We start from the raw sequence: 23,179 nt of genomic DNA, 5'->3' as shown, positions 1-23,179 counted from the left end.
GGCCATCGCCACTTCCGTTACTTTCCGGCCTGCCCGGGTACAGCCCGGATAGGTACGCATGTGCCAAAGGGCATGTGCAGCAAGGCAGGGAAGGGCACTGTGGCGGATAACCAGGACACCAATTTCGACGTGGCTGTCATTGGCGGGGGACCGGCGGGGCTGAGCGCGGGCATAGCCCTGGCACGGGCACTGCGTTCGGTGGTGGTGATCGACGCCGGTGAACAGCGCAACCTCGGGGCGGAAAGCGTCCACGGATTCCTCAGCCGGGAGGGGACGAGCCCGCGGGACCTGATCGCAGCCGGCAGGGAAGAGCTGGCCCGGTACGGCGGGATGATGGCTTCGGGGTTTGTCCGGTCAGCAAGCCGCTTGGAAGACCAGTTCGTCCTAACCATGGACGATGGCTCCACCCGGACTGCCCGGCGCCTGCTGATCGCGTCAGGAATTGTGGATGAGCTGCCGGACCTTCCCGGAGTCTCCGACCGCTGGGGACGGGACGTGCTGTACTGCCCGTACTGCCACGGCTGGGAGGTCCGCGATCAAAGAATCGGGGTCTTGGCGGCCGATTCCCACTCCGTCATGCAGGCCTTGACGTTCCGGCAGTGGAGTCCGGACGTGACCTTGCTGCTGAACGACGCCCTGGAGCTCAGCCCGGGCCAGGAGGAACAGCTGGCGGCGCGGTCCGTCCGTGTGGTGGAGGGAAAGGTCCGGGCGCTGGAGATCCGGGAGGACCGGCTCGCCGGCGCCGCCCTGGATGGCGGCGGGACGGTGGACCTGGACGTGCTGGTGGTCAGTCCGGCCACCATGAGCAAAGCCCACATGCTCCAGCGGCTGGGGCTGGAACCGGCCGCCCTCCAGGAAGGCCCGGGGAGCCGCCTGGAGGCCGACGAAAGCGGCCGGACATCCTCCCCGGGAGTGTGGGCCGCCGGGAACGCCGTGGACGTTTCGGCCCAGGTCATGACGGCGGCCGCAGCGGGCCTCCGGGCGGCAGAGGCCATCAATGCAGACCTGGTCATGGCGGACACGCGGCGCGCTGTTGAGGCCGCCCGCGTTCCTGCGGGGCAGTAGCCGCTAAAGGTCCTGTGATGGAAAGAGCTGGTTGGCGGGAGGGCCTCTCAATGTGGAGCAGGCCTGCGCCTAAGAGGGCCTGCTCAGCTGGCGAGGGCCTGATCGTTGACCGGCATGGCGGTGCCCGGATCATCGATGGTGAAGCCGCAGGCACAACGGTAGGTGACCACGCTCTCCGGGACGGATCCCGGCCGCAGGGCAACGACGGCGTTGCCGTCAACGTATACGGGCTGCCGGACCGGCATTTCCTCGTGGTCAACGCGCTGCATGGGCATGCGGCAGTGCATGCGTGAATTAAGGGTCATCAGCAGCCCAGCGTCCACGGGTACGGTGGCGGTCAAGAGCTGTCCAGCTGCTTCGCTGCGTTCCCCAAACGCCGTCAGCTGGTCTTCCATTGCGGTGGTCATTATGTTCTTCCTTGGGCTTCTTTCACGGAACCACCAGCGTTGGCAGCCCCGCCGCGAACTGCTTGCGGAGGTTCATCTACCCCGTAAGCAAAGCATGCTTACTAATTGATGCACAAGTCAGGATTGGCGGGCCAGCCAGCCGGGACGCGGCTCGCAGGCACTTTCCCGCGTTCCGGGCACGCGCCCTCGCGCTGTTCCCTGCCGGACCGGCTGACCCATCGACTGCCGGTCCGGCTGCCGTGAAAAGCCCGGCTACCCGCGCCGGCGCTGCCAGTGCCAGGCATGCCAGAACAGCAGGAAAATCAGGGTGGCGAAACCGGCCAGGAGCACCTGCGGGGCGAACGTGAACACCAGGTATGCCAACGGCACCCCGCCGCTGGATGAGGGCCCAACGGCCATTGGCCCGTTCAGCAGCACCGACGTTCCCCCGGGGATCAGCCCTGCCGCCAGCAGCCACAACACCACGATGAACGGATTCGGTGCGGGCCGGGACCGTCCCGTCCCAGCCGGCTCCATGTCCTGCAGTTCCGCCGGCACGTGATTGCCGTCCCGGTCCACCTCGCGGAATCCGATGGTGCCGGACTGTTGCTGGTCCATATTTCCCCCTTTTTGCCGGCAGCCTGGCTGCCTGCTGAAGGCAACAGCCTAACGTCCGCGGACCTGTGTCGGATAATTACGGCACGAAAGTTTGATTAAAAGGGTCACCTAAGTAAGGCTGTCCTTACCCGACCGTGCCGACAGAAGGAAAAACCTTGCCGTTGATGACCCGCCGCGACCAGCCCAACCAGCGATCGGAGCAGCCTGTGGACCATCCACGGGCTGACCGGAGACTGCCGGAAACCATTCCGGACCAGGACTTCGCTGGCCGCGTCGAACTTGCGCTGGCGGCGGGGAACCATCTTTTCAACCCCCGCAATTCAGCCCGGTACGTGGCGCAGGTGCTGCAGGGCGTCACTGCGGTGGCCACCAAAGTTGAACGCACCACCGCACCGTTTACCGGCATCACCCCGTCCGAGATACAGGCGCGGGTTGCCGCGGTGGACCTGGACACCCCACTGCCGGACACTGCCACCGCCCTCCAGGAACTTGAGGACGTCTACCTGCGGGACGCCGTCTACTTCCACAGCCCCAAGTACGCGGCCCACCTGAACTGCCCAGTGGTGATCCCGGCCCTGGTGGGCGAGGCCGTCCTCTCCGCCGTGAATTCCTCCCTGGACACCTGGGACCAAAGCGCCGGTGCCACCATGATCGAACGGCGCCTGGTGGACTGGACCGCGGAGAGGCTCCAGCTGGGGGACGCCGCGGACGGCGTTTTCACTTCCGGCGGCAGCCAGTCCAACCTGCAGGCACTGCTGATCGCCCGCAACCATGCCGTGGCAGCCCTCCGGCAGGACCCGGCCCGCAATGGCCTCCGGCTGCCGGCGCTGCTGGACTCCCTGCGGATCTTCAGCTCGGCGGACAGCCACTTCAGTGTCCAAAAATCCGCATCCATGCTGGGCTTGGGCTTCGATGCCGTGATCACTGTTCCCTGCACGGCGGACCACCGGATGGATCCCGCGGCCCTCGCTACGGCCATGGCGGAAGCGCACGACGGCGGCCTGATACCAATGGCGGTGGTGGGAACCGCCGGGACCACCGATTTCGGCGCGGTGGACCCGCTCGCAGAGCTCGCAGCCCTGTCACGCGCCCATGGTGCCTGGTTCCACGTTGACGCCGCATACGGCGGTGGCCTGATGCTTTCCGGCCGGTACCGGCACCTGCTGGACGGCATCTCCCTGGCCGACTCCGTTACCGTCGACTTCCACAAGACCTTCTTCCAGCCCGTCAGTTCCAGCGCCCTGCTGGTTCGCGAATCCGCGATGCTGCGGCACATCACCTATTACGCGGACTACCTCAATCCGGAAAGTGCGGCCCTGGCCGACATTCCCAACCAGGTGGACAAAAGCATCCAGACCACCCGCCGCTTCGACGCCCTGAAGCTCTGGCTCACCCTGCGGATCATGGGAGCGGACGCCATCGGCGCGCTGTTCGACGAAGCGATTGACCTCGCCGGGCGGGTGGGCGCACTCCTTGACAGCGACGATGACTTCGAGCTCGCGGCCCCGCCGCAGCTGAGCACCCTGGTGTTCCGGTACCGGCCACGGACGGAAGGCGGCGCCCGGTTGTCCGAGGACGGGGCAGACGCACTGAACCCGGCCATCCGTGCGGCAGTGTTCGCTTCCGGTGAGGCCGTGGTGGCCGGAACCAGGGTCGGTGGCCGCCATTACCTGAAGTTCACGCTCCTCAATGCCGAGGCCACCCTTGGTGACATCGCCGGAATCATCAACCTCCTGCGCCGCACCGGGGCGGGGCTGCTGCGGAACGGGGCAGTACGGAACGGGGCAGGCGCATGAGCACCCCCACGCGCGGTACCGTTTACGACTTCGCCGCGATCGGCGTCGGGCCCTTCAACCTGGGCCTTGCCGCCCTTGCCGAACCGGTGGAGGGCCTTCGGGGCGTCTTCCTTGAGCGGCGCGGCTCCTTCGAGTGGCACCCCGGCATGATGCTGGAGCCCGCCCACCTGCAGGTTCCCTTCATGGCGGACCTGGTGACCATGGCCGACCCCACCTCGCCGTATTCGTTCCTGAACTTCCTCAAGCAGACGGGCCGGTTGTACCGCTTCTATATCCGGGAGAACTTCTATCCGCTGCGCGCCGAGTACAACCAGTACTGCCAGTGGGTGGCCGGGCAGTTGCCCTCGGTCCGTTTTGGCACAGCTGTGCTGGATGCTGCGTACGACGACGGCGTGTACCGGCTGTCCGTCTCCGGTCCGGCCGGGCAGGAGGTGCTGCTGGCGCGGCGGCTGGTGCTGGGCACCGGAACCTCCCCGTACGTGCCGGAAGCCGGCCGGGGCATACTCGCGGAAGCAACCGCCGGGCGCGGGGGAGCGGCCCTGCACAATGCCGACTACCTGTCCCGGAAGGCCGAACTCCAGCGGCAGCGCAGCATCACCATCGTGGGCAGTGGCCAGAGCGCGGCCGAGATCTACCATGAGCTCCTGCAGGAGTCGGACAGCCACGGGTACCAGCTGAACTGGGTGACGCGCTCCGGCCGGTTCTTCCCCCTGGAGTACACCAAGCTGACGCTGGAGATGACGTCGCCGGAGTACGTGGACTACTTCCACGGCCTGCCGCCGCATCGGCGCGACCACCTCAACAAGACGCAGAAGAACCTTTACAAGGGCATCAACCCGGACCTGATCGATGCCATCTACGACCTGCTTTATACCAGGAGCATCTCCGGCATGGTGGACACGCAGCTGCTGACCCACTCCACCCTTACCGGCGCCCGGTGGGATCCGGAGGCCCGAACCCACACCCTGCACCTTCACCATGGGGAACAGGACCGGGCCTACACGGTGGAAAGTGAAGCGGTGGTTTTTGCTACCGGCTACCGCTACCGCGAGCCGGCCTTCCTGGCCGGCATCCAGGACCGGATCGCCCGGGACAACGCCGGCCGGCTGGCAGTGGACCGCCATTACGGCGCGGGCGTGGAACCGGGGGAGGTCTTCGTCCAGAATGCCGAGCTGCACACCCACGGGTTCGCCACCCCGGACCTTGGCATGGGTGCCTACCGAAACTCCTGCATCCTCCGGGAGATCACCGGCCGGGAAGTGTACCCCGTGGAGCGCAGCATCGCCTTCCAGCAGTTCGGGGTACCGGCGGGCGTGACCGAAGGGGTGCCGGCATGAGGTTCACCTTCCGCTGCGTGGACCCGGAGACTGACGCGCCGCTCCTGCACAGCTGGGTCACCAGGCCCTACGCCTCCTTCTGGGGCATGCTGTCCGACGGCGTCGCCGACGTCGCCGCCGAATATGCCGGCATCCAGGCGAGCGGACACCACCACGCCTTGCTGGGGCTCGACGGCGGCGTCCCCGCCTTCCTGACGGAGGAGTACCTTCCGGGGTCCTCACCCCTGGCCGGTGCCTACCCGGTCCGCCCCGGTGACGTGGGGATGCACCTGCTGGTGGGGCCGCCGTCGGACGCTCCACAGCCGGGCTACACCGCCGCGGTGATGGACGCAGTCCTTGGCCGGCTGTTCGACAGGCCTGAGGTGGAACGCGTGGTGGTGGAACCGGACGTCCGGAACACCAGGATCCACGCACTCAACGAACGGCTCGGCTTTCGGCCGGCAGGGGTGGTGGCGCTTCCGGACAAGGAGGCACTGCTGAGCTTCTGCAGCCGCTCCGACTACCTGTCCGCCCGCGCCATGCTGCCGCGCAACACCCCTTCCAGCCCTTCCCGCACCCCTGTCCCGCAAGGAGCACTGTGACTGTCCACCTCGAAGACCACAAAACCGTTGCCGCCCGTACGGCCATGCCCGCCGGCACCGCCGTTTCCCACTTGACGGCAGACCGCTGGGACGCCGCCAACCGGCACCTGCTCCGCAAGGCGCTCGCGGAGTTCTCTCACGAACGGATCCTCTCGCCCGAACGGATCCTCCCGCCTGAACGGGTCTCTGCCACGCCGGACGCCGGCAGCTACCGTGTCACCAGTGCGGACGGTGCGCACGAATACCGTTTCAGCGCCAGGATTTTGGAGCTTGAGCACTGGTCCATCGATGCTGCCTCCATCCGGTACTTCCGGAATGGCACCGAAGTCCCGCTGGACGTCCTTGGGTTCATTACGGAGTTCCATGGGACGCTGGGCATCAGCCTCCAGATGCTCCCGGTTTACCTGGAAGAGGTCAGCAGCACCCTGGCCAGCCACGCCTACAAGCAGCGGGCGGACCAGCCCCCAGCTGCCGAACTCGCCGCCGGGGTCACGGGCGGACGGGACGTTGCCGCCGACTTCCAGGCCATCGAGCGCAGCATGACCGAGGGCCACCCGTGCTTCGTGGCCAACAACGGCCGCCTGGGCTTCGGCATGAGCGACTACCACGCGTACGCTCCGGAGGCCGGGGCGCCCGTCCGGCTGGAGTGGATCGCAGTCCACCGGTCCCATGCCGTGTTCACATCAAGCGCCGGGCTCGACTACACGGCGCACGTGGAGGCTGAACTCGGCCCGCTCGCCGGGGACTTCAGCACTGACCTGCAGCGGCAGGGCCTGGACCCGGACCAGTACTTCTTCATGCCGGTCCACCCCTGGCAGTGGGAGAACAAGCTGACCGTGACGTTCGCGGCCGAGATTTCCGGGCAGCGGATCGTCCACCTGGGCACGGGCACGGACGAATACCAGGCGCAGCAGTCCATCCGCACGTTCTTCAACACCTCGGCGCCGGCACGGAACTACGTCAAAACGGCCATGTCCGTGCTGAATATGGGGTTCATGCGGGGACTGTCACCGCAATACATGAAGGCCACCCCCGCCATCAACGACTGGCTGCGGGAACTGATCGGAGCGGACGGTGCCCTGCAGCGGCGCGGATTCACCATGATCGGGGAAGTGGCGGCCATCGGCTACCACAACCGGTACTACGAGGCCGCTTCCGCCGCCGGATCCCCCTACCGCAAGATGCTCTCCGCGCTGTGGCGGGAGAGCCCGCTGCCGCTCCTGCGGGACGGCCAGCAGCTGGCCACCATGGCCTCGCTCCTGCACGTGGATTCCGCCGGGAAACCCATGGTTTCCGCGCTCATCGAACGGTCCGGCCTGGACCCGGAGGACTGGCTGCGCCGCTACTTCGAGGCCTACCTGGTGCCCCTGGTGCACGGCCTGTACCGGTACGAGCTGGCGTTCATGCCGCACGGCGAGAACGTCATCCTGGTCCTTGAGGACGGCGTTCCCGTCCGGGCCATCATGAAGGACATCGCGGAGGAAATCGTGGTGATGGGGGACCGGCTGGACCTGCCTGCGGACGTATCCAGGATCCGCACCGCCATTCCCGACGGCGAAAAGGTGCTGGCCATCTTCACGGACATCTTCGACTGTATCTTCAGGTTCCTGGCCGCCCTGCTGGAGGAGGACGGCCGGCTGTGCCAGGAGAATTTCTGGCGCACGGCAGCCGCGGCCATCCAGGACTACCAGCGGCAGCATCCGGAACTCGCCGACCAGTTCGCACGGCACGATCTTTTCGCTCCTGATTTCGCATTGTCCTGCCTGAACCGCCTTCAGCTCCGCAACAACCAGAACATGCTGGACCTCGCGGATCCGTCCGGAGGGCTGCAGATGGCCGGGCGACTGGCCAACCCGCTGGCCCCGTTCGCGGACGGGCGCGCACCGGCATGACTAGGCTTGCAGCATGACGCCATCCAGCTCCCGGACAACAGCACTCGTCACCGGCGCCAGCGCCGGGCTCGGCCACGAATTCGCCCAGCAGCTCGCCGCGCAGGGGCACGACCTGGTCCTGGTGGCGCGGAACGCGTCCCGGCTCGCGGAAACAGCGGAGGACTTCCGGCGGCGCTACGGAATCACCGCTGAGGTGCTCCCCGCCGACCTGACGCAGGATGACGACGTGGCCGCCGTCGTCGAACGCCTTGAAGACGCCCGGCGTCCGGTGGGGATCCTGGTGAACAACGCAGGGATCGGCCTGCTGCACAACTTCGAGGACAACCACGCGGGGGAGGAGAAGAAGCACCTGAAGCTGCACACGGAAACGTCCATGGTGCTCACCCACGCGGCACTGAAGGGCATGCTGGAGCGCGGAGAAGGCAGGATCATCAATGTGGCAAGCGTGGCCGCGTTCCTGCCGCGCGGTACGTATTCGGCGGCCAAGGCCTGGCTTCTCAGTTTCAGCCGGTGGGCAAACCTTGCCTACCGCCCGCGCGGCATCAAGGTCACGGCGGTCTGTCCGGGTTTCACCCACACCGAGTTCCACGACCGCATGGGGATGGACAAGTCGGTGGCCCCGGCCTGGACGTGGCTGCGCGCGGAGCGCGTGGTCCGTGAAGGCCTGGCGGACAACGAGCGCGGCAAGGCGGTGTCCATCCCGTCCAAACGCTACAAGGTGCTGGCAGCGGTAGCCAAGGTGGCCCCGGCGCGGCTAATGGCGGGACCGGCGCGGAAACCGAAGTAGGGGCGCGGTCCGCGTGCGCCAACCGGACCGGCGGACAGCCACCACCACCAGGATCCCCATCAGCGCGCCCACCAGGGTTTCCACCGCGCGCTCAAGGATCAGTACCTGCGGTTCGGTGGGGAACGCCAACTGGGTCATCAGCAGGATGACCGGCGTGAACCAGACCATCGCCAGGCCATAGTGCCTGGTCATGAACAGCTCGGTGGCGAACTGGAAGAGGATTACCAGGAGGGCCAGCACCGTGGCCTGGCGTACCGGCTCCTGAAACGCGGGATAGAGCGCTGACAGGGTCCAGGGTCCCGGAAGGATCACGACGGCGGTGACCGCCAGGCCCAGGAGCGTCCCCACGATGCGGTGGACACCCCGCCGGACGCTGCTGGGCAGGTCTGCGCCGGCGAGCGGCACTGCGGCCGCGGCCATGGCCCAGTGCGGGTGGCCGCTGCCGCTCAGGACGCCCACTGTCCCGGCGGCACCCACGGCCAGGACGTACCGGGCGGCGTGGACCGCCAGTTCGCGCCGCTTTGCCGCCGAGCGGGTCGGCACCCTCCTCGTTGCGCCGGGTTCCCATGACCTTCGCCGCATCCAGCCGCTGAAGCCCACGGCGATGGAGAACAACGCGGATCCGGCCGCGATGAGCAGGGCGGCGTACCAGGGGACTGCGGTGGGAACGGAGGCGCACGCGCCCAAGGCGAGGATTCCGAAGAAGGGCCCGTTTGGTTTCAGCCGTACCCGGTCCGAGTACACCGAGCCCACTCCTGCCAGGGTGGCTTCCACCGCTACCAGCCACCAGGAATGGATGTGGCTCGTCGACAGCGTTACCCCCACGGCTACTCCGGTCAGCAGCACCAGGGCAGCCTGGGCCTGATGGCGGAGCCGCAGCTGGTGGGGTTCTGAGCGGCCATACATGCCGGTCAGGGCGCCGAACACGGCGTAGATGATGAGGTCGGTCCGGCCGGCGGCCAGCAGGAGCAGCGACGGGACGGCGACGCTCAGGGCCACGCGCAACGCAGCCAGGTGGTCGTTGTTGGCCGGTTCCAGCCGGTGGAGTGCGCGTACCTGTTCCACGACGCGCTTCATGTCCCTGACCTGTCCTGTCTTGTTGTCCTGCCTCGGCCCGAAGGCCCTTGGGAACGTATCACCGGGCATCAGGCAGAGTCATATTGCCGGCAGTCACACGAGGACATCCGGCAGACACGCGAAGGCCCGTCCTGCGTGCTTCCCCCAAGGAAACACGCAGGACGGGCCTGTGAGCGTGGGCTACAAGAGTGCCCGCGCGGCCGGCTGGAGTTATGCCCGCGCCGGAACCCCGCGGTGTGCCTGGGGGTCGGTGCCGTCCAGGGTTTCGAACGGCAGTTCGTCGAGGTTGATCAGCGGGTTCTCGTCCTGGGTGGCCACCAGTTCCCTTGCCTCTGCCTGGGTGTCCACGCTGGGCATGGATCCCGGGAGGGGACGGTTGGCGGATTCCTTCAGGAAGTAGATGGCGATGGCGCCCGCCAGGGAGGTGGCCATGAGGTAGTAGGCAGGCATCATGTCGTTCCCGGTGGCGCTGATCAGGGCCGCCACGATGAAGGGCGTGGTGCCGCCGAAGATGGCCACGGCGAAGTTGTAGGCGATGCCCATGGCCCCGTAGCGGCTGGACGTGGGGAACTGGGCCGGCAGTGCCGAGGCCAGGTTGGCCACGTAGAAGGTTACAGGGAATGCAATCAAGGCCAGCCCGGCAAGGGTGGACCACACGGCGCCGATACCGATCAGCAGGAACGCCGGGATGGCCAGGACGATGGTGCTGATGGCACCAATCCAGAGCACCGGACGGCGGCCGATCCGGTCAGACAGCTTGCCGGTCAGCGGGATGCAGAGGCTCATGACCACCAGCACCGGAATGGTCAGCAGCGTGCCGTGCACCTCGTCGTAGCCCTTGGACTCGGTCAGGTAGGTGGGCATGTAGGACGTCAGCGCATAGCCGGCCGTGTTGGCAGCAGCCACCACAACCATGGCAACGACGATGGGGCGCCAGTAGGCCTTGACGATCCCCACGGGACCCTTGGCCGTGGCAGTCTCACCAGCGGATGCATTCTTTGCGTTTTCTTCCTGGGCATCAAGGGTGGCCTGGAACTGCGGCGATTCCTCGATTTTGCTCCGGAAGTAGACGGCGATCAGGCCCAGCGGGCCTGCAACGAGGAACGGGATGCGCCATCCCCAGTCCACCATGCTGTCCTGGCCCAACGTCAGCTGCAGGACGGAAACCAGGGCGGCGCCCATGGCGAAGCCCAGGTAGCTGCCGAGGTCCAGGAAGCTTGCGAAGAAGCCGCGGCGCTTGTCGGCCGCATATTCACTCACGAAGGTGGTTGCGCCGGCGTATTCACCACCGGTGGAGAAGCCCTGGACGACCTTGAGGAGCACCAGCAGCGCGGCAGCCCACAGTCCGATCTGCGCGTACCCGGGCAGGAGGCCGACGGCGAAGGTGCTTGCCGCCATGATCATCAGCGTGGTGGCCAGGATCTTCTGGCGGCCCACCTTGTCGCCGAGCCAGCCGAAGATCACGCCGCCCAGGGGGCGGGCGATGAAGGTGGCAGCGAAGGTTCCCAGCAGGAACAGCGTCTGCGTGGTGGGATCTGACTCGGGAAGGAACACCGGGCCCATGGTGGTGATGAGGTAGCCGAAGACGCCTACGTCGTACCATTCCATCGTGTTTCCCACGATGGTCCCGCCGAGGGCCTTCTTGAGCATCGGCTGGTCAACGACGTTGACGTCGGATTCCTTGAGCCGTCGCCGCGGCAAAAGCTTTGGTTTCTTGGCAGCCTTGGCGGCTGCCGGGTCTGTTCCGCGGGCGTTCCTGGCGCCTGCTGAAGAGTCGGTCATGCTTCGGTCTGTGGGCATTTGGGCAACTCCTGTGGAGGTCATTTGCTTACGACTTGTAGCTGCCCCGCTCCGGGCAGGCCTTCAATTTTACGGGATGCTGTAGCGTGACAACAGTTCAATGGCGTAGAGTGCACCCTTTTGGGCCGCTTCAGGGGCATATTCCAGAGATTTCTGCGCCGCCGTTTCCCGCACCATTACTGGGAAGCAGGCTGATCAACGGCAGGGTTCCCAAAAATTTTTCGTCGAGCTCCGTTTCAGGCCCCTTTTTTTGGTGATTGTGGGCGGGGAAGTGACCCGGCCCACGCAGCCTGGAGGGGGTTCACAGGAGCCTCCGACGTGCCTATGGTGGAGCGATGAACACACCTCTTTCCGGGCAGTAGTCCGCGTGCGCCCGGGCGCATTCGTTGGCGTTTCGTTTCATGGAAGAACGAAGGAAAGAAGGGAAGAACCAAGAATGGGTGAACAGTCCAACCAGTTCCATATCAGGCCCGAGGTGGCGGACCACATTGCGGCAGCCATGGATGCGACGGTGGCCCCAGGCCCGGCGGCAATGGTCGCCGTCCCCGCGGAGCAGCAAAGCGGGTGGCCGGACGGCTACGGGAAACGCCGGCATCCCAAGGACCGGGCTGCCGGGCATGGCCGCATGGGACATGAGGCTGCCGTGACCGCCGTCCACCGCACCGGCCGGCCGCAGATGCCGCACTCTTCGTAGGGCGCGGCCGTAGCGGGCGCCGCACCCACGACGCGCACGTTCGCATCTCGACACGCAAATTACCTGGCGACCACCGAATATCGGGTCGCCAGGTAATTTGTGCGTCAGCAGGTAATTTGCGCGTCGCCAGGGCACATGGTCGCCGGGGTTGCCGCGCCGTAAGCCCGGGTCAGTCTTCCCGAACCACCTCCGACGGGTCCTTGTCCACGCGCCAGCCCCGCCACCGTGGGTGCCGCAGCCTGCCCGGCCCGGTCCACTCACTGTAGGTCACCTCGCCCACAAGCTCCGGTGACACCCAGTGGGCGTCGGCGGCATCGGGGCGGGGGACGTCGTGGAAAGGCGATGTCTTCCGGCCGAGGCGTTCCACCGTCTGCCGCAGTTCCGTGAGTTCCCGGCTGCTGAATCCAGAGCCGACGCGGCCCACGTACTGAAGCTTGCCGCCGTCGGGAATCCCCACCAGCAGTGACCCCACAGTGTCCTGGCGGCCTCCCTTTCCCGGCCGCCAGCCGCCCACCACCACTTCCTGGGTCTTCTCGGTCTTGAGTTTGGTCCACGTCCGCGTCCGCTGGCCACTGACGTAGCGGCTGTCCGTCCTTTTGGCCATGATTCCTTCGAGGCCAAGTTCCTGCGCGCTTTCCAGGAGGAGTTCCACGGGCTCGTTGAGCACCGTGGAGAGGTCCACGGGGCAGCCGGACGGGCGGAAGAATGCCTCCAGCCGCTGGCGCCGGGTGCTGAGCGGCAGGCGCCGGAGGTCCTTTCCATCGTCGAAAAGCAGGTCGAACAGCATCAGTTGGACCGGGATCGCGGTGCGGGCTTTGGCGACGTCGGCGGCCCGGGTGAGCTTCATCCGGCCCTGCAACAGCCCGAAATCAGGCTTTCCACCCGGCCCGACGGCGATGATCTCACCGTCGGCGACGAACGGCTGCTCCGGCCAGCAGGCCCGGTCCGTGAATTCGGGGTACGTCCGGCTGACGTCGTTGCCGTTGCGCGAGAAGATCCGGACCCTCTCCCTGTCCGCCACCAGGATGGCCCGCACACCGTCCCACTTGAGCTCGTACTGCCAGTTGCTGCCCTGAAGATCGGCAGTATCCCCGGAGGTGGCCATCATGGGCTGGTATTCCAGCGGGTCCGCGACGGGATCAGCTGAGGGCTGCACATCAGCGGCAGCTTCGCTTTCACCGGCTTCCTGCGAAGGTTCCGGAGCCGCGGGAGCCGCATGCCGCCGTCGTCCGCCTGTATGCTCCTGGTCCATCAGGTGGATGAGCCATTGCCCCTCGGCGTCCTTGCCCTGCCCGCGTCCCGTGTGGATGAGCGCGATCTTCCTGGTGCCACCGAGCCCGCCGCCCTCGGAACCGGTCAGGGTGACGATGACTTCCTTGCCGTTGATCCATTTGTGCAGCTCGTAGGCGCCGGTGTCCCAGATGGTCATCTCACCGGCCCCGTATTCCCCCTTTGGGATGGTCCCGTGGAAGGTGAGGTAATCCATGGGATGGTCCTCGGTCTGGACAGCCAAGTGGTTCTTGCCGCCCGACTCCGGGACACCCTTGGGCAGGGCCCAGGAGGCCAGCACGCCCTCATGTTCCAGCCGGAGGTCCCAGTGCAGCCGGCTGGCGTGGTGCTCCTGGATGACAAAGGAGTTGCCGCCGGCCGGAACTCCTGCGAACGGTTCGGGTGTTGCCTCGGGGTCGCGCATGGAGCGGTACTTGCCCAGGCGGGGGTCGCCGTCGTGCGTTTCCTCGTGGCTGGCGGCACCCTCCGTTGTGCTTGCCGCAGCATTGACGACGGCGGCGAAAGGGTCTTTGCCGTCCCGCACCCGCCGCATGACTTCCAGGTAGTCCAGGTGGCTGAGCCGGGGCGAGTCGATTTCCCGCCAGGTCCGGGGTGCGGCCACCATGGGCGTGGGCCTTCCCCGCAGCGAGTAGGGGACCACGGTGGTTTTGGCGGCGTTGTTCTGGCTCCAGTCCACCAGCACCTTGCCCGTCCGGAGAGACTTCTTCATGTCGCTGACCGCCAGGTCCGGGTGGTCGGCCTCAAGCGCCCGGGCCAGTTCCCGCGCGAAAGCGGAGATCTGGTCCGAGGTCTGCGTCCCGTCCAGCGCTGCGTAGAGGTGGATGCCCTTGCTGCCGCTGGTGACCGGCACCGGGTCCAGGCCCACGTCCTGCAGGATGGTGCGCGCCAGGAGGGCCACCTCGCGGCATTCCGGCAGGCCCGCGCCCTCGCCCGGGTCCAGATCCAGCACCAGCCGGTCCGGGTTGAGCTGGTTGCCGTGCGAGTCCACCCGCCACTGCGGCACGTGGATTTCGACTGAATTGATCTGCCCGAACCAGGTCAGCGTGGCGGCGTCATTGACCATGGGGTAGTGGATGGTCCGGTCTTTGTGCGTGATGGCGGCCCGTGGCAGCCAGCCGGGGGCAGAGTCCTCCAGGTCCTTCTGGAAAAACACTTCACCGGGCTTGTCTGCCGTGCCCACTCCGTTGACCCACCGCTTGCGCGTTGCCGGTCGGTTGGCCGCCGCCGGGATCAGGACGTGGGCCACCGCGGCGTAGTAGGCCAGCACGTCCGCCTTGGTGGTGCCGGTCTCCGGATAGATGATTTTGTCCAGGTTGGTGAGGGTCAGTTCGCGTCCCGCAACCCGGACACGCTCCTTACTGCCGGCCACGGGGCTTCACCTCCGGCCCGCTCTGATGTTGACTGTAGGAATGAGAGCCATCTGGAAAGGTGCCATCGCGTTCGGGCTGGTCAACGTGCCTGTGAAGGTCTACAGCGCCACTGAGGATCATGACATCAGTCTGCACCAGGTTCACAACGCCGACGGCGGCAGGATCCGTTACCAGCGCCGCTGCGAGGTCTGCGGGGAGGTGGTGGACTATTCGGACATCGAGAAGGCGTTCGAGGAGGACGGCCGCACGGTGGTCCTTTCCAAGGATGAGCTCAAGTCCATTCCCGCGGAGAACAGCCATGAGATCGAAGTGGTGCAGTTCGTCCCGTCCGAGCAGCTTGAACCCATGATGTTCGAGAAAAGCTACTACCTGGAACCGGACTCCAAGTCGCCCAAGGCCTACGTGCTGCTGCGCCGGGCACTGGAGGACACGGACCGGGTGGCCATCGTCCAGTTCGCGCTGCGGGAGAAGACCCGGCTTGGTGCCCTGCGGATCAAGGACGACGTGCTGGTGCTGCAGTCACTCCTGTGGCCCGATGAGGTGCGCGAGGCGAACTTCCCGTCCCTGGACGCCTCCATCAAGATCTCCGCGCAGGAAAGGGACATGTCTGCGGCGCTGGTGGAGTCCATGGCCGCGGACTTCGAACCCACCTCCTTCACGGATGAGTACCAGGTGCAGCTGCGCCAGCTCATTGACGCCAAGCTCGAACAGGGCGAATCGCTGGACACGGAGGAGACCTTTGGCGTCGAGGCCGGGGAGGGCGGCAAGGGCGAGGTCATCGACCTTATGGAGGCCCTCAAGCGGAGCCTGGACAGGAAGCGCGGCGGCGGGGAGGCCGCCTCCGCCGGTGGAAATTCCGACGACGAAGCGGACACAGCGGACGAGGATGCCGAGCCGGCGCGCGGGTCTTCCGGCACCAAAACCGCTTCTTCGCGGTCAACCTCGAAGACGGCTGCCAAGACCGGCACGGACGATGCGAAGCCTGCGGCAGCGAAGTCGTCCGCGAAGTCCGCGTCCACGAAAGCCGCTTCAACAGCGTCCAAGTCCAGCACAGCCAAGTCAACCGCGTCCAAGTCCACCGCCGCCAAATCCAGCACAGCCAAGTCAACCGCGTCCAAGGCATCCGGCACCAACTCGGACACCAAGTCCACGGGAAGCAAGACCGCAGCCAAGACCACCAGGGCCCGCAAGCCCGCCTGACCCGGGCGTCCGCCTGCAACCCTGCCTTTACAGCGGCCTGCATCGCGTCCACAATGGGTCGCATCGCAGCCTCCGCTGGGCCAACAGCGTGCTGTCACCCATTGTGGACGGACATGTAAAGGGGCACGGACATGAGCGATCAGACCGATGTGGCGGAGGCGGACCGGGAGCTGAAAAAGAAGCACCGGGCAATGTGGGCGTCCGGGGACTACCCGGCCCTGGCGGATGAGATGCTCCTGGAACTGGGCGCGGTCCTGGTGGAGGCCTGCGGCATCAAGTCCCGCCAACGGGTCCTGGACGTTGCGGCCGGAACAGGCAACGCAGCCATTCCTGCCGCAATGATGGGCGCCAAAGTGGTGGCCAGCGATCTCACTCCCGAACTTTTCGAGGCAGGGCGCCGGGAGGCCGCAAACCGGGGCGTCAGCCTGGAGTGGCAGGAAGGGGATGCGGAAGCACTGCCTTTCGGCGATGCGGAGTTCGACGTGGTGATGTCCTGCATCGGCGTCATGTTCGCGCCGCACCACCAGGCGGCTGCCGACGAGCTGCTCCGGGTGTGCAAGCCCGGAGGCTCCGTAGGGCTGTTGTGCTGGACACCGGAGGGATTCATCGGGCAGATGTTTGCCGCCATGAAGCCCTTTGCTCCGCCGCCACCGCCCGGCGCGCAGCCCGCGCCGCTGTGGGGGAGCGAGGAGCATGTCCGCGAACTGCTCGGCGGCAGGATCACCGGCGTCCATACCCGCAAGCAGAACCTGGCCGTCAAAAGCTTCCACCAGCCGGCGGACTTCGTGCGGTACTTCAAGTCCCACTACGGTCCCATCATCTCCGTCTACAAATCGCTGGGACAGGACCAGGACAAGGTCCAGGCACTGGACCAGGCCCTCACGGAGCTGGCTGACTCCTTCGGGGACGCGCACGGGGATATCCCGTTCCAGATGGAATGGGAGTACCTGCTTTTCACTGCGAAAAAGGCGTGAGCCATGCCGGAAGGCCATGTGGCAACGGCCGTCACCACCATCAACGCCCCTCCGCAGCGCGTGTGGGAGGTGATCACCGATCCGGCCGCGGTGAAGGAGTTCATGTTCGGGACAGAGCTGGCAACAGACTGGAAAGTGGGAAACCCCATCACCTGGCAGGGCGAGTGGAACGGCAAGACATACCAGGACAAGGGAGAGATCAAGGACGTCCGGCCGGGACAGAAACTGGTGCACACCCACTTCAGTGCGCTGTCCGGCCAGGAGGACAAGCCGGAGAACTACCACACACTCGAGTGGACCCTGGAGGAACTGGACGGCTCAACGCGGCTGACCCTGGCCCAGGACAACAATCCCACGGAAGAGGCGGCGGCGCATTCGAAGGCCATGTGGGACAAGCTGGTGGCTGACGTCAAAGCGATCGCCGAGCGGGGCTGACTGGTCCCGCACTGGGTGGGTATGACGCTTAAAGCCAAGCGGCCGCCGTCGGGCCTTCTCCCGCAAAGGGGAAAGCCCGACGGCGGCCGACGGCATTGTGCTGTCAGGCAGCGTGGCTGCTACTCGGCGTCGTGATCCGTTTCCAGGATCTGCACCAGGCGCTCCAGCGCATCGTCCGCGCCGGCACCCTCAGCGCGCAGGACCACCACGTCGCCGTGTGAGGCGCCCAGGCTCATGAGGGACAGGATGCTGGCGGCATCCATGGCCTCGTCGGCCGGCTCACCTTCACGGGCGATGGTGATGTCCAGGTCGAACTCGCCGGCTGCCTCCGCGAAGATCGCGGCGGGGCGGGCGTGCAGGCCTACACGGCTGGCGACGGTTGCGGTGCGTTCTGGCATTGTTGCTCCTTTGTGGTTCGGCTTGCTGTTGGATCAGCGCCGGTTAGGTTATGAGTGGCGGTCAGACCGTTGCGGGAACGCTCTCCACGGTATCAGCGGTCTTCGGGGCTGCCCAGCGCTTCAGTGCCACGACGGCAAGGGCGGTGACGATGGTGCCGGCAATGATCGAGAGGATGAACATCAGCACGTTGCCGATGGCGAAAAACACGAAGATGCCGCCGTGGGGTGCCTGCGACGTCACACCGAAGGCCATGGTCAGTGCTCCGGTAAGGGCGCCGCCCAGCATGCTGGCGGGGATGACGCGCAGCGGGTCGGCTGCGGCGAACGGGATGGCACCTTCGGAGATGAAGGACGCGCCCAGCAGCCAGGCTGCCTTGCCGTTTTCACGCTCGGCCAGGCTAAAGAGCTTCCGGTCCAGGACAGTGGCCAGTGCCATCGCCAGCGGGGGCACCATGCCCGCAGCCATCACCGTTGCCATGATCTGCCACGGAGCCTGATTGGTGGCGCTGCCGGCGCCGAGCCCTGCGACAGCGAACGCGTAGGCGACCTTGTTGACCGGGCCGCCCAGGTCGAAGCACATCATGAGGCCGAGGATGACGCCCAGGACCACGGCGGAGGCACCGGTCATGCCCGACAGCCAGCTGTTGAGGGCGTTGGTCAGGGCGGCGATGGGTCCGCCGAGCACTAGGAACATCAGTCCGGAGGCAACGATGGAGGCCAGGAGCGGAATGATCACCACAGGCATGAGGCCCCGGAGCCAGCGGGGAACGCTCCAGGTCCCTATGACATGGGCGATGTATCCAGCCAACAGGCCGCCAACGATGCCGCCGAGGAACCCGGCCCCCATGAATCCGGAAACCGCACCGGCAACGAAGCCGGGCGCGATGCCCGGTCGATCGGCGATTGCGTAGGCGATATAACCGGCCAGTGCGGGGACCAGGAAGCCCATCGACAGGCTGCCTATCTTGTATAGGACAGTACCGACGTAGAGAGCCAGGTTGCCGTTAGGCAGGTTGAACAGCGTGTTGGCTGCCAGGATGTCATTGGCTTTGGTGCCCAGGGCGATGTCGAAGCCAGCGAGCAGGAAGCCCAGGGCGATCAGCAGGCCGCCGCCCGCCACGAACGGAATCATGTAGCTGACGCCGGTGAGCAGTGCGCGCTTCAGCTTCTGGCCGATGTGCTCGCCCCTTTCCTCGGCCTCATGCTCTGCCTGCTCTTCAGCCCCGAAGTGCGGGACACGGCGGGCATGGGGGTTGTCCGCCGCGGCAAGGGCTTCCTGGACCATCTTGGCCGGCTCGTCGATGCCGCGCTTGACCGGGGCGTTGATGACGGGTTTGCCGGCAAAGCGTTCCTTGCCGCGTACATCCACGTCCACCGCGAAGATGACGGCGTCGGCGGCCGCGATGACGGCGGGATCCAGCGGCTTGGCACCGGAGGAACCCTGCGTCTCCACCTGCAGGTCGACGCCGGCCTCCTGGGCGGCTGCCACAAGAGAATCGGCCGCCATGTAGGTGTGGGCGATGCCGGTGGGGCAGGCGGTTACGGCCACGAGGCGCTTGGGGCCCCGGCCGGCGGAACCTGCAGCGCCGGTTGCCGTGCTGCCGGCTGCTGCGGAGGAGCCGGCGGCACCAACGGCGGCGCCAACCGGGACTGCATCAGCCGGGGCGGTTGCGGCGTGTGCGGCAGGCTTGTCGGCCAGGGCGCCGTCCACCAGCTCCACGATCTCCGCCTCCGAGGAAGCGTTGCGCAGGGCTGCGGTGAAGTCCTTCTTGATCAGGGACCGGGCCAGCTTGGACAGCAGCTTCAGGTGCTCCTGGTCCGCGCCGTCCGGAGCGGCGATGAAGAACACCAGGTCTGCCGGGCCGTCCTTGGCGCCGAAGTCCACCTTCGGGTTCAGCCGTGCCATGGCCAGGGTGGGTACGGTGACCGCCGCCGAGCGGCAGTGCGGGATCGCGATGCCGCCGGGGATGCCGGTGGCGGTCTTCTGCTCGCGGGCGAAGGCGTCGGCGAAGAGGCCTTCAACTTCTGATGCGCGTCCGGTGGCTGCAACCTTGCTTGCCAAGTGCCGGATCACCGTCTCGGGGGTGTTGCCCAGGTTCTGGTCGAGCTCGACCAGTTCCGTGGTGATGAGCTGGGTCACTGTCAATCCTTTCGAAGGGCCGTGATGATTACGGCATCCGGGGTGGTTTGGTTTACTGCCGGAACAGTGGAACCCGGCAGGGAGGCAGCGGCGGCACCGTGGGCCACCGCCTGACGAAGGCAGTCGGCAGGGGCGGCGCCCCTGCCGTGGGCAAGCAGGTAGCCGGCAAGTGCGGAATCGCCCGCGCCTACCGTGCTGACCGCGGCGACCGGCGGGTGCGTGGCCAGCCACGCGCCGTCTGCCGTTACGAGGACAGCTCCCTTGGAACCGAGAGTTGCCAGCACAGCACCCACACCGGAACGTACGACGGCGGCTGCGGCGGCAGCGGCAGCAGCCGGGTCCGCTTCCAGCTCGTCACCGGTGACCGGGGCAAAACCGGCGGCTGCGGCCAGCTCCGCCAGTTCCTCGGCATTGGGCTTGAGGAGGTCCGGTTTCCCGGAACCTGTGGTTGTTCCGCCGGTGCCTGTTCCGTCGTCGGAGGTTCCGGCGTCGGTCAAAGCGGCGGCGAGGGGCGCCCCGGAGGAGTCGACGGCGATCAGCGGCGCAGTGCCGTTGCCCGCCTCCCGGATCCGCCGCGCCACCGTGGCGTAGAAGTTGTCCGGGAATCCCGGCGGCAGGGAGCCGGCCAGGACAACCCAGCCGGCACCGCGCGAGCTTTCCAGCAGCAGCTTGATGAGGGCCTCCTGCTGGTCGGCGGCCAGGACCGGCCCGGGCTCGTTGATCTTGGTGGTCACGCCGCCGGGCTCGGTGAGTGCCACGTTGGTGCGCAGCGGCTCATCGATGGGAAGCGACACGAACGGCACTGCACTTTCGCGCAGGCCGGCAAGGACGGGATCGCTGTCCGCGCCGGGGAGGACGGCGAGCGACTCCAGGCCGGAAGCCACCAGGGCGCGGGAGACGTTGACGCCCTTGCCGCCGGACTCCTGGCGGACGGAGACGGCGCGCTGCACCTCACCGCGTGCCAGGGGCCCGGGGAGGGCGACGGTGCGGTCGAGGCTGGGGTTGGCCGTGAAGGTGACGATCATGCGACCACCACGTCCACGCCGGCATCTTCCAGGGCGGCCGCGAGTTCAGGTCCGGGTTCACTGTCTGTGATCAAGGTGTCCAGATCTTTCAGGGAGGCGAACTGGACCAGGGTTTCCGTGTCCAGCTTGGAGGAGTCGGCCAGCACCACAATGCGGCGTGCCGACTGGACGAAGGCTGCCTTGACGGCTGCTTCTTCAGGATCGGGAGTGCTGACGCCAAAAGTGGCGTGGATGCCATTGGTGCCAATGAACGCGATATCCGGGCGGATGCGGGCGGCGGCGTTCACCGTTGCCTGTCCCACGGCCACCTGGGTGATTCCGCGGACCCGGCCACCGAGGATCTGCAGGGCAACGCCGGGAACGTTGGAAAGCTTGCTGGCGATCGGTACCGCGTGGGTGATGACCACCAGTTCGTGGTGCGGCCCGCTGCCGTCGGAAGGTTCGACGGCGGTGCGCCGCGCCAGCATGTCCGCCAGCACCTCGGTGGTGGTGCCGCCGTCCATGAGGACACTGGCCGGCGAGTTCCGGGGTATCAGGGCCAGGGCGGCTTCAGCGATGCGGATCTTTTGGTCCGGCCGCTGGATGGCGCGCTCGGTGATGCTTTCCTCGGTGGTGCTGAAACGATCCGCCGCCACGGCACCGCCGTGGACGCGCCGGAGGGTGCCGGCGTTTTCCAAGGCGGCAAGGTCCCGGCGGACTGTTTCGGTGGTGATGCGGAAGCGCTCAGCCAGCAGGGTCACGCTGACCCGGCCGCTGCCGGCTACAAGCTCGGCAATCTTTTGCTGGCGCTCTTCGGCGAACACGTACCCTCCGTTGCGTAGGTCCTGCTGTTTCTGTTTCCAGCGTGATTGGTATCACACGGATGTTGAGTTACTTGACTTTATCTTTGCTTCTGTTGGTTTGTCAATGGAAATCAACATGAAACAAAGATTCCCTTACGATCCGTTGGAATTTTTGGGCAGATGCCGGGACTTCCGGGCCCTCCAACTCTTCACAGCTGCCCAAAAACTCCGGGGAATGCGAAAGCCGGGCTGGACGCGTGGTGGTCCAGCCCGGCTCGTCGGGGTCATCAGCAGCACTCCGGGATCCCCGTCCCGGTTCCGCTTAGGTTAGATGCCGCCGTCGCGGCTTTCGTGGCGGGTGATCCGCTCGCCCGTATCGGGATCGATGACGGAGCGGGACTCGCTCACGCGGCGGCTGCGGCCGGGGGAGGCGAGGACCAGCGAAGCGATGAGCCCGATCACGCCCACGGCCATCAGGATGTAGCCCACCAGCTGCTGGTCCACGAAGGGGATCAAGCCGGGAGCCACGGCCCAGGCAAGGATGGCGCCAAGGGCGATGAGGAAGATTGAAGAGCCGATTCTCATGACTTGCTCCTTAGCCGCGTCTGGGCGGCACTGGTTGGGCGTTACGGAGAGGTGGTGCGTACACTGCCAAAGCTAAGCCTGCTGTCTGTCAAGCGTCACGCTACCTCCCGGTGATTCCGGATTCAATGACCCGGCCGGTACGGCGCGCTTACCTCGTTAGGCTTGTCCGGTGGAAACAGTTGTGTGGTCAAAGCCGGAAGGCCAGCGCGCCGGCACTCCCTTGCTGGTGATGATGCACGGTTACGGCACGGATGAGTCGCGGATGGTACGCCTCTTCGATTACCTGCCGCAGGAGTTCACCTTCGCGGCCCTGCGTGCCCCGATGCCGATCGGCGACCACTGGGGCTGGTTCCTGCTCGACTACTTCCTGGCAAACGACTTCGCCGACGTCATCTCGGCCGCGAACGCAGTGCAGGCCTGGATCAGCTCCGTCAAAGACCAGCACAGCAGCGTCAGCCTGATGGGGTACTCCCAGGGCATGGCCATGGCGACCACGCTCCTGCGGCTGCATCCGGATGACTACAAGGCCGTTGTGGGCCTGTCCGGCTTCGTACTCAACAACGAGCTCCTCACGGTGACGGATTCCTTCGACGCTAAACCCCCGTTCTTCTGGGGCCGGGACAAGGCGGACCTGGTGATCAACGAGGACGCCGTGGCCTACACCGAGGAATGGCTGGAAGAAAACACCCTGTTGACGGCCCGGACGTACCCGGGGATGGGGCATGCCATGTCAAAGACGGAAATGGTGGACGTCAGCGCCTTCCTGCGCCATTACGTACTGCGCTGAGCCGCAGGCAAATGCGTCAGCCATAAAAAACATTTGCAAGTCAAATTTGCAAGCGCTTACACTCGTCTACGGCCATAGTCGGTCCTGCAGTGGGCGGACAGGAAGCGATGCTGCGCGCATGCCGCGCCAGCAGTACCCTCCTGCAGGCCGCCCCGGCAGT

Annotated in this window: 21 protein-coding genes; 11 read left to right on the top strand and 10 right to left on the bottom strand. The window is 66.3% G+C overall.

Going from position 1 to position 23,179, the window contains the following annotated elements; genetic code table 11:
• The first annotated feature begins 99 nt into the window (after positions 1-99).
• Positions 100-1,065, top strand: a complete 966-nt coding sequence (locus QFZ57_RS02850; protein WP_306897794.1) for an NAD(P)/FAD-dependent oxidoreductase — start codon at positions 100-102, stop codon at positions 1,063-1,065.
• An 83-nt stretch (positions 1,066-1,148) separates the two neighbouring features.
• On the opposite strand, the gene QFZ57_RS02845 is transcribed toward QFZ57_RS02850, so the two are convergent.
• Positions 1,149-1,472 (bottom strand): hypothetical protein, encoded by a 324-nt coding sequence (locus tag QFZ57_RS02845; RefSeq protein WP_306897792.1) that lies wholly within the window; start codon positions 1,470-1,472, stop codon positions 1,149-1,151.
• Between the two features lie 252 nt (positions 1,473-1,724).
• Positions 1,725-2,069 (bottom strand): hypothetical protein, encoded by a 345-nt coding sequence (locus QFZ57_RS02840; RefSeq protein WP_306897791.1) that lies wholly within the window; start codon positions 2,067-2,069, stop codon positions 1,725-1,727.
• 164 nt (positions 2,070-2,233) lie between these two features.
• On the opposite strand from QFZ57_RS02840, the gene QFZ57_RS02835 reads away from it, so the two are divergent.
• The 5 genes from QFZ57_RS02835 to QFZ57_RS02815 are packed head-to-tail and all read left to right on the top strand — an operon-like array spanning position 2,234 to position 8,462.
• Positions 2,234-3,865, top strand: a complete 1,632-nt coding sequence (locus QFZ57_RS02835) for a pyridoxal phosphate-dependent decarboxylase family protein (RefSeq protein WP_306901510.1) — start codon at positions 2,234-2,236, stop codon at positions 3,863-3,865.
• Entirely contained in the window at positions 3,862-5,202 is a 1,341-nt protein-coding gene (locus tag QFZ57_RS02830; protein WP_306897790.1) for a lysine N(6)-hydroxylase/L-ornithine N(5)-oxygenase family protein, read from the top strand. Before QFZ57_RS02835 ends, QFZ57_RS02830 begins: the two co-directional genes overlap by 4 nt.
• Positions 5,199-5,783: a GNAT family N-acetyltransferase gene (locus QFZ57_RS02825; RefSeq protein ID WP_306897788.1), complete on the top strand. Its 585-nt coding sequence runs from the start codon at positions 5,199-5,201 to the stop codon at positions 5,781-5,783. Before QFZ57_RS02830 ends, QFZ57_RS02825 begins: the two co-directional genes overlap by 4 nt.
• Positions 5,784-5,827: 44 nt before the next feature.
• Positions 5,828-7,675 carry an IucA/IucC family protein gene (locus QFZ57_RS02820; RefSeq protein WP_306901509.1) on the top strand — a complete coding sequence of 616 codons (1,848 nt, stop codon included), beginning with the start codon at positions 5,828-5,830 and terminating at the stop codon, positions 7,673-7,675.
• A gap of 13 nt (positions 7,676-7,688) precedes the next feature.
• Positions 7,689-8,462, top strand: coding sequence for an SDR family NAD(P)-dependent oxidoreductase (locus QFZ57_RS02815; RefSeq protein WP_306897786.1), 774 nt, complete (start codon positions 7,689-7,691; stop codon positions 8,460-8,462).
• On the opposite strand, the gene QFZ57_RS02810 is transcribed toward QFZ57_RS02815, so the two are convergent.
• Both QFZ57_RS02810 and QFZ57_RS02805 read right to left on the bottom strand, forming a co-directional pair.
• Positions 8,430-9,539 carry an FUSC family protein gene (locus QFZ57_RS02810; protein ID WP_306897785.1) on the bottom strand — a complete coding sequence of 370 codons (1,110 nt, stop codon included), beginning with the start codon at positions 9,537-9,539 and terminating at the stop codon, positions 8,430-8,432. The two genes, QFZ57_RS02815 and QFZ57_RS02810, sit on opposite strands and share 33 nt — an antisense overlap.
• Before the next feature lie 210 nt (positions 9,540-9,749).
• Complete coding sequence (locus QFZ57_RS02805; protein WP_306897784.1) at positions 9,750-11,339, bottom strand: MFS transporter; 1,590 nt, start codon at positions 11,337-11,339, stop codon at positions 9,750-9,752.
• 436 nt (positions 11,340-11,775) lie between these two features.
• On the opposite strand from QFZ57_RS02805, the gene QFZ57_RS02800 reads away from it, so the two are divergent.
• Positions 11,776-12,033: a hypothetical protein gene (locus tag QFZ57_RS02800; RefSeq protein ID WP_306897783.1), complete on the top strand. Its 258-nt coding sequence runs from the start codon at positions 11,776-11,778 to the stop codon at positions 12,031-12,033.
• Positions 12,034-12,202: 169 nt separating this feature from the next.
• Here the strand turns inward: QFZ57_RS02800 and QFZ57_RS02795 are convergent, their stop codons facing one another.
• Positions 12,203-14,692, bottom strand: coding sequence for an ATP-dependent DNA ligase (locus QFZ57_RS02795; protein WP_306897781.1), 2,490 nt, complete (start codon positions 14,690-14,692; stop codon positions 12,203-12,205).
• Between the two features lie 40 nt (positions 14,693-14,732).
• On the opposite strand from QFZ57_RS02795, the gene ku reads away from it, so the two are divergent.
• The 3 genes from ku (at position 14,733) to QFZ57_RS02780 (ending at position 17,302) form a co-directional block, all read left to right on the top strand.
• A complete protein-coding gene (gene ku, locus QFZ57_RS02790) occupies positions 14,733-15,893 on the top strand; it encodes a non-homologous end joining protein Ku (protein ID WP_306897779.1) in 1,161 nt (386 codons plus the stop codon).
• 131 nt (positions 15,894-16,024) lie between these two features.
• Positions 16,025-16,867: a class I SAM-dependent methyltransferase gene (locus tag QFZ57_RS02785; protein WP_306897777.1), complete on the top strand. Its 843-nt coding sequence runs from the start codon at positions 16,025-16,027 to the stop codon at positions 16,865-16,867.
• Positions 16,868-16,870: 3 nt separating this feature from the next.
• Positions 16,871-17,302 (top strand): SRPBCC family protein, encoded by a 432-nt coding sequence (locus QFZ57_RS02780; protein WP_306897775.1) that lies wholly within the window; start codon positions 16,871-16,873, stop codon positions 17,300-17,302.
• A gap of 119 nt (positions 17,303-17,421) precedes the next feature.
• On the opposite strand, the gene QFZ57_RS02775 is transcribed toward QFZ57_RS02780, so the two are convergent.
• From QFZ57_RS02775 to QFZ57_RS02755, 5 genes are all read right to left on the bottom strand, one after another.
• Positions 17,422-17,700 carry an HPr family phosphocarrier protein gene (locus QFZ57_RS02775; protein WP_015935750.1) on the bottom strand — a complete coding sequence of 93 codons (279 nt, stop codon included), beginning with the start codon at positions 17,698-17,700 and terminating at the stop codon, positions 17,422-17,424.
• 61 nt (positions 17,701-17,761) lie between these two features.
• Positions 17,762-19,840 (bottom strand): PTS fructose transporter subunit IIABC, encoded by a 2,079-nt coding sequence (locus tag QFZ57_RS02770; RefSeq protein ID WP_306897766.1) that lies wholly within the window; start codon positions 19,838-19,840, stop codon positions 17,762-17,764.
• 2 nt (positions 19,841-19,842) lie between these two features.
• The gene (locus QFZ57_RS02765) at positions 19,843-20,865 is read right to left on the bottom strand and encodes a 1-phosphofructokinase family hexose kinase (protein WP_306628942.1); all 1,023 of its coding nucleotides are present in this window, start codon (positions 20,863-20,865) and stop codon (positions 19,843-19,845) included.
• Positions 20,862-21,668 carry a DeoR/GlpR family DNA-binding transcription regulator gene (locus tag QFZ57_RS02760; protein WP_306897763.1) on the bottom strand — a complete coding sequence of 269 codons (807 nt, stop codon included), beginning with the start codon at positions 21,666-21,668 and terminating at the stop codon, positions 20,862-20,864. Before QFZ57_RS02760 ends, QFZ57_RS02765 begins: the two co-directional genes overlap by 4 nt.
• Positions 21,669-21,974: 306 nt before the next feature.
• Complete coding sequence (locus QFZ57_RS02755) at positions 21,975-22,232, bottom strand: DUF6458 family protein (RefSeq protein WP_306897761.1); 258 nt, start codon at positions 22,230-22,232, stop codon at positions 21,975-21,977.
• Positions 22,233-22,401: 169 nt separating this feature from the next.
• Here QFZ57_RS02755 and QFZ57_RS02750 point away from each other — a divergent pair, with 169 nt between their 5' ends.
• The gene (locus QFZ57_RS02750; protein WP_306897759.1) at positions 22,402-23,019 is read left to right on the top strand and encodes an alpha/beta hydrolase; all 618 of its coding nucleotides are present in this window, start codon (positions 22,402-22,404) and stop codon (positions 23,017-23,019) included.
• Positions 23,020-23,179 lie beyond the last annotated feature (160 nt).

Source organism: Arthrobacter sp. B1I2, from assembly GCF_030816485.1.
Lineage (GTDB): Bacteria > Actinomycetota > Actinomycetes > Actinomycetales > Micrococcaceae > Arthrobacter.
The sequence above is the reverse complement of the archived record's forward strand: the minus strand, read 5'-3'. Positions and strand labels throughout refer to the sequence as shown.